This window comes from Algoriphagus pacificus (assembly GCF_017254845.1).
GTDB classification, from domain to species: Bacteria; Bacteroidota; Bacteroidia; order Cytophagales; family Cyclobacteriaceae; genus Algoriphagus; species Algoriphagus pacificus.
Genome location: NZ_JAFKCU010000001.1, coordinates 409,707 through 416,667, shown reverse-complemented (window position 1 = coordinate 416,667; position 6,961 = coordinate 409,707). Strand labels below are relative to the sequence as shown.

Annotated in this window: 4 protein-coding genes; 3 read left to right on the top strand and 1 reads right to left on the bottom strand. The window is 46.6% G+C overall.

All coding sequences use genetic code 11. The features are described 5' to 3' along the window. The first annotated feature begins 3 nt into the window (after positions 1-3). Together J0A69_RS01795 and J0A69_RS01790 are read left to right on the top strand one after the other, a co-directional pair. Positions 4-981 carry a PorP/SprF family type IX secretion system membrane protein gene (locus J0A69_RS01795; protein ID WP_206584800.1) on the top strand — a complete coding sequence of 326 codons (978 nt, stop codon included), beginning with the start codon at positions 4-6 and terminating at the stop codon, positions 979-981. 2 nt (positions 982-983) lie between these two features. Beyond that, on the top strand, positions 984-3,395 hold the full coding sequence (locus J0A69_RS01790) for an OmpA family protein (RefSeq protein ID WP_236032580.1): 2,412 nt from the start codon (positions 984-986) through the stop codon (positions 3,393-3,395). A 74-nt stretch (positions 3,396-3,469) separates the two neighbouring features. Here the strand turns inward: J0A69_RS01790 and J0A69_RS01785 are convergent, their stop codons facing one another. Next, positions 3,470-4,795: a M23 family metallopeptidase gene (locus J0A69_RS01785; protein WP_206584798.1), complete on the bottom strand. Its 1,326-nt coding sequence runs from the start codon at positions 4,793-4,795 to the stop codon at positions 3,470-3,472. A gap of 329 nt (positions 4,796-5,124) precedes the next feature. Here J0A69_RS01785 and aspS point away from each other — a divergent pair, with 329 nt between their 5' ends. After that, positions 5,125-6,879, top strand: a complete 1,755-nt coding sequence (aspS, locus tag J0A69_RS01780) for an aspartate--tRNA ligase (protein ID WP_206584797.1) — start codon at positions 5,125-5,127, stop codon at positions 6,877-6,879. Positions 6,880-6,961: the final 82 nt, after the last annotated feature.

Genomic DNA, 6,961 nt, shown 5'->3' with positions numbered 1-6,961 from the left:
GATATGAAAACTCTTTTTAAAATTCTAGGTATGGCTGCTTTGCTTGTAGTGATGACTACCGGTGGAGAAGTTTTGGGCCAGCAGCTTCCTCAGTTCAGCCAGTACATATTCAACGGGCTGCACATCAACCCGGGTTATGCGGGATACAAGGGGGAGCCGTATATCCAGAGCACTTACCGGAGCCAGTGGGTTAATTTCCCTGGTGCTCCGGAGACGTTCACGGTGACGGCGGACTTATCGGCCAACGAGGGCACGATGGGCTTCGGGATCAGTTTCCTGAGCGACAACCTGGGACCGGCCCGTACGACTGGGGGACTGTTGACGTATGCGTACCGCATCCAGACTGGAGCCAAGAGCTGGCTGGGTCTGGGAGTGAGTGCGGGTTTCAGCCAGTACTCGATAGATGGGAGCATGCTGGATCCGAACGATTATCCGGACAGTGAGATTCCTGACGGCCGCATCAACCTGTTCAGTCCGAACCTGAACACGGGACTTTTCTTCCATACCGACCGTTTCTATGCGGGCTTCAGTATGTACAACATGGTTGGCAAGAAGAGCCTGGAGCAGGAGGATGTGGCGTTGGCCTACCATGATTTCCACTACTACCTGACCGCAGGTGTGATGATCCCTTTGTCCGACCAGGTACAGTTCAAGCCGAGCTTCCTGATCAAGGAGGTGAAGGGAGCACCGACGAACTACGACCTGAACGCGATGTTCCTGTTCTATGACAGGATCTGGCTGGGTGGCAGTTACCGTTCGAACATGAAGATCTGGAACGACAACCTAGCCGAGAACCTGAACAACCGGAACGCAGTGGCTGCGATCATCGAGATCTTTGCCACGGACCGTTTGCGTCTGGGCTATGCGTATGACCATAACCTGAACGTATTGAGTGACTACAAGAACAACTCCCACGAGCTGTCGGTAGGCTTCTACATGACCCCGAGAAAAGCAGTGATGAAAAACCAAAGATGGTTCTGATTATGAAAAAGACACTAACACTACTGATAATAACCTCAGGCCTGCTCTTTGGATCACTAGGGACGACAGAGGCCCAGAAGAGCAAGGTACGGTATGCCGATGAGCAGATGGCTGAGATGAACTACGAGACGGCCATTGCCATCTACCAGGAGGCATATGCGAAGAAGCCGAACTACGAGACGGCCAAGAAGACGGCCGAAGCCTATGATGTACTCAGAGACTACGACAACGCGTATGACTGGTGGAAGACGACTGTAGGTTACGAGGAGTCTACGCCGGAGGACTTTGCCCAGCTGTTGCGCTATGCGCAGCTGACAGACAACCTGTCGGAGGCCCAGAGCCTGCTGGAATCGAAAGGGGTAGGCCCTGACAGCATCCAGGTGGCCGAGCTGCTGAAGATGCAGAGCCCACGGAAGCTGAAAGTGGCAGGAGTGGAAGGACTGAACTCGAGTGAGTCGGACTTTGACCTGACCGTTGACGGAAACGGGAACAAGTACTTTGTATCGGACAGGGGCGGAAGCTTTGTGGACGAGATGCCCGGAATCCGGATCGACGGCAGGAACAGGATCTTCAGTGAGGAGAAGCAGGACTACACGGGCAGGGAATACTTCACGGTGTACCGCCAGGACAAGGACGGGAACGTGAGCGAAGTGGTATCGAATGTACCGAACACCTACAATTTTTCGGATCCTAGCTATGCGAAGGAAGCCGGCGTGCTGTTCTACTCGGTGACCCGCGGGATCACCAAGGTGAAGAAGAACCGGAACATCACGGTACAGCCGGAGATCTATTACAGCAAGGTGAACGCGGAAGGGGGACTGGAAGGCTTTACCCCGGTACCGTTCAACGACTCGATCGGCTATGCGGTGATGAACCCTTTTGTCGATGAAGAAGCAAAAAGACTGTATTTCACTTCTGACATGCCCGGCGGCATGGGAGGCTACGACCTGTATTATTCGGAATATGACGACAACATGAGCTTCGGCACACCGGTGAACCTGGGAGCCTCGGTGAATACCCCGGGTGATGAATCCCATGCGTTCAGGAAAGAAGACAAGTTCTACTTCAGTTCGAAAGGCGGAAGCCACCCGACGATGGGAGGCATGGACATCTACCAGGCGGACTACAGCGCCACAGGGATCAGCAATGTGAAGAACATGGGCGCGCCTGTGAACTCGCTGGCCGATGACTTTGCCTACAGGGAAGTGGACAAGGAAGACGGAAAGACAGAAGTGTACCTTTCCTCAAACCGAAAGGGAGGAATGGGACTGGATGATATCTACAGCGTGGAAGAGGTTTACAAACAGTTTCTGGCACGTGTGATCGACTGCGAAGGCGTGGTGATCAGCGACAGCTACCTGGCCACGCTCCGGGACAAGACCCAGAACGGGAACGTACAGACCCAAAGAAACGGCAAAGGAGAGCTGACGGCAGAACTGGAACCTGACAGCGACTTCGGGATCAAGATCAGCAAACCGGGCTACTTCAGCATCACCGACGAGGACATCACGACCAAAGGCTTTACAGGAGACACGTTGAAGCGTGAATACAAACTGATTCCGATCCCTTACCAGCTACCGGTATACGTGGACATCGTGTATTACGACCTGGACAAATATGTGATCCGGGAAGATGCGAAGCCTGTACTGGACAAGTTGGGCGAGCTGATGAACCGCTACAAGTTCCTGGACCTGCTGGTAGGATCCCATACGGATTCCAGAGCGAGTGACGAGTACAACATCACGTTGTCAAACAACCGGGCCAAGGCAGTGACCGAATACATGGCGCAGTACAACATCCCGGCCGAAAGGATCAGACTGGAATGGTTCGGGGAGCAGAACCTGATCAACGACTGCGGCAACGGGGTACCGTGTCCGGAGAGCGAGCACCAGCTGAACAGAAGATCGGAACTGGTACTGGAGGCATTCTCGGATCCGAGCAAGCAGTATGAGATACCGGAGGAGCTGAAGGATAAGGACTTCTGTGATCCGGAGGACCTGTTCACCCAGATCCAGGACGAGATCGCGCAGATCCCGACGATCTACTTCGACTTTGACAAGAGCATGCTGAGAAGCGTTCACAAGAAAGAATTGGAGCGTACGGCGATCATGCTGAAGCGTATGCCGAACCTGATGCTGTACATCGAGGGCCACACCGACCAGCGGGGCGACGATGAGTATAACAAGGGACTTTCTGAGCGCAGAGCGGATGCGGTGAAGGCTTATCTGACCAAAAGGGGAATCGAGGACAACAGAATGGAAGAGACCTGGTTCGGAGAGACAAAACCTGTTCATGACTGCAACGAGGTGACCTGTACCCCGGCGATGCACCAGCTGAACAGAAGGACCGAACTGAGGGTAGGCAAATCCCAGTTCACCTACTCAGGAAGACAGAAGAAAGTCGATGTCCTGTAAAGGATATATTTCATAGAAATTAAAAAGGGTTCCAATAATTTGGAACCCTTTTTAATTCTAGATATATAAATGAATCAATCTGTTTTCGCTTTTAATGTAGGAATAGCAGGAACTTCATTTGCTTTTGCTACCAATTTTGGAGCTTCACCTGGATAAGTGATGTTTGCCAGTAATTGCAGGGATTCAAATTTTTTCGATTCAAATGCAGCTTTATTGGCAGCTAAAATAGGTTCGGATGGCGGAATCTTTTCTCTCAACCAATCCTCTTGTTTTCCATTTTTCCAAAATCTAAAGCAAAGGTGATTTCCTGTTGCTAATCCCGTGCTTCCCACATATCCAATTACTTGACCTTGCTTTACACGTTGGCCTGGTTTCATACCGGAAGCGATTTTAGACATGTGAAGGTATTGGGTTGTATAAGTTCCGTTATGTTTGATTTTCACATAGTTTCCATTAGCAGAAGTGTACTTCGCGTCAGTAACAACTCCGTCTCCAACTGAACGGATTTCTGTTCCTTTGGAAGCGGCATAATCCGTTCCTAAATGAGCTTTATATCTTTTTTGTACTGGATGGAATCTTCTCAGATTATATCTTGAACTGATTCGGGTATATTTCACAGGATCTCTTAGAAAGGCTTTTTTCAAGCTATTTCCCTCCTGATCAAAGAAATTCATTTCACCGTTTTGTTCAAAAGGAATTGCATGGAATGGCTCACCTCGGTGTTCCATGTAGGCAAGTTTAATGTCACCAACACCCACAACATTCCCCTCAATCATTTTCTCTTCATAAACTACTTTAAATTTGTCTCCAGCTTGCAGAGCCCCAAAATCTACAGACCAACCATATAAATCCGCGAATTGATCGACAATATCATATCCGACATTTAGCTTAAGCATTTCTGAAGAAAGATTACTCCTATCCTCGATAATTCCTGCCACTTCTTTTTGAACATATTCTACAGGCTTTTCGGCCTTGTATATATTCATGGAGTCTAAGTTGAAAACTACATATTCTGCAGGATTAGGCTCATAAATAAAAAATTGTGCTTGAGCAGAATCAGAAGGTGTAAGGATGGTAAACTTTTTATTGGTAGCGATGCCACGAACATCAAAAACTTCTTTTGATTTTTTGGCTAGCTCATCGATAATCTGATAAGGAACATTGAAAGGTGCCAAAATTGTAGCTAGAGTCTGGTTTTTGCTAACTTTTCCTTCCACGATATTCAGGCCAGTCACATTAATCCCATAAAGGTAAACCTCCTCAGATACATCTTCTACCACAAGCTCTTCTGTCGGAGAGGGTAGAGGTTTGGACTCAAGTGAAAACCCAAAATATTGGAATACAGCTGCCGCACTCAAGGTGAGTAAAAGGGAAGCAGCAAGGATCCATCTTTTGTTCATTAATCTATAATTCTGTGGGGGATGATTGAATAACCTCTAATCAAGGAAAAAAGGGAATATTTTCCAAGTTTTGGGGCAGATTCGTTAAGCCTTTAACATTGTCAACTATAATGCCAACGAATTGAAGGCTGGATTTATTTTGAAATAAATTGAGGTTGAAAAGATAAAGCTTCAGATATTTCGGCAGAAAATTGAGATAATTTCAAAGAATAGGAGCAAATAAAACGCATTTCACAGCGAATTCTCCAAAATACTAGAGAATCCAAAAAAGATGGTGGTGTACTCAATCTCAATTCTTTATCTTTGACCTCCCAAAAAAAACTAATATCATGCTGAGAACGCATACTTGTGGCGAATTGCGCCTTGAAAACGTGGATCAAGAAGTAACACTTGCAGGCTGGGTACAGCGTGTCAGAAATAAAGGTGGCTTGATCTGGGTTGATTTGAGAGATCGATATGGATTGACTCAATTGATTTTTGAAGAAGATTCCAGCGAGAAAGAATTGCTTGATAAAGCTGCAGAACTAGGACGTGAATTTGTCGTTCAGGCTACCGGAACTGTCATCGAGCGAACTTCAAAAAATGATAAGATTCCTACAGGATCTATTGAAATCAAAGTTGCGAAGCTAGAAGTATTAAATGCAGCGAAAGTTCCTCCTTTTATCATTGAGGATGAAACCGATGGAGGGGATGAACTGCGGATGAAATACCGTTATCTGGATCTAAGGAGAAATGTGGTTAGGGAAAAACTGCAGCTTCGCCATAAAATGATGCAGGAAACAAGAAAATACATGGATGCCCAAAACTTCATAGAAGTTGAAACTCCTGTATTAATCAAGTCTACTCCTGAAGGAGCCAGAGACTTTGTGGTTCCAAGCCGTGTAAACCCTGGAGAATTTTATGCCTTGCCCCAGTCACCTCAGACCTTCAAGCAATTGCTGATGGTTTCAGGTTTTGACAGGTATTTCCAAATAGTGAAGTGTTTTAGAGATGAGGATTTAAGGGCTGATCGTCAGCCTGAATTTACCCAGATCGATTGTGAAATGGCTTTCGTGGAGCAAGAGGATATCCTTTCTACATTTGAGGGTTTGACCAAACATCTTTTTGCCAATGTCAAAGGAGTTGAGCTGGAAGAAGTGAAGCGAATGACCTTTGCTGATGCCATGAAGTATTATGGCAATGATAAGCCAGACCTTCGATTCGACATGAAATTTGTTGAGTTGAATGATTTAGCAAAAGGCAAAGGCTTCGGAATTTTTGATGATGCTGAGTTAGTAGTTGGGATTTGTGCCAAAGGCGCAGCTGAGTATACTCGGAAGCAATTAGATGCTTTGACAGATTGGGTGAAAAGACCACAGATCGGCGCTAAGGGGATGGTTTACGCCAAATACAACGCTGATGGTACTATCAAATCAACAGTAGATAAATTCTATAGCGCGGAAGATCTTCAAGCTTGGGCTGAGGCCTTCGGTGCGGAGCAAGGAGATTTGATGCTAATTCTTAGCGGAGAAGCCAATAAAGTCAGAAAGCAACTTTCCGAACTTCGTCTGAAAATGGGCGAAGACTTAGGATTGAGAGATAAAAATGTATTCAAACCTTTATGGGTTGTTGATTTTCCTTTGTTGGAATGGGATGAAGAAACGAACCGCTTCCATGCCATGCACCATCCATTTACCTCTCCTAAAAAAGAGGACATCCCATTATTGGATACTGATCCAGGGGCTGTTCGTGCCAATGCTTATGATTTGGTAATCAATGGCGTGGAAATCGGTGGGGGTTCCATTCGTATCCACGACAGAGCAACCCAGCAATTGATGTTTAAGCACCTTGGATTTTCAGATGAAGAGGCTCAAAAGCAATTTGGATTCCTGATGGAAGCCTTTGAATACGGAGCTCCACCACACGGAGGGATTGCCTTTGGTTTTGATAGGCTTTGCGCCATTTTTGGAGGTTCTGATTCGATTAGAGATTACATCGCCTTCCCGAAAAACAACTCAGGTCGAGATGTGATGATCGATTCTCCGAGTACCATTGCAGATGAGCAGTTAAAAGAGCTGTCTATCCTGGTAAATTTGAAAAATTAAGAAAGAGGCTTCGGCCTCTTTTTTATTACTTTCTAGCTAAGGTTAGGTGCCTCATTTTCATTCTTGGTTTAAAAAGAAAATC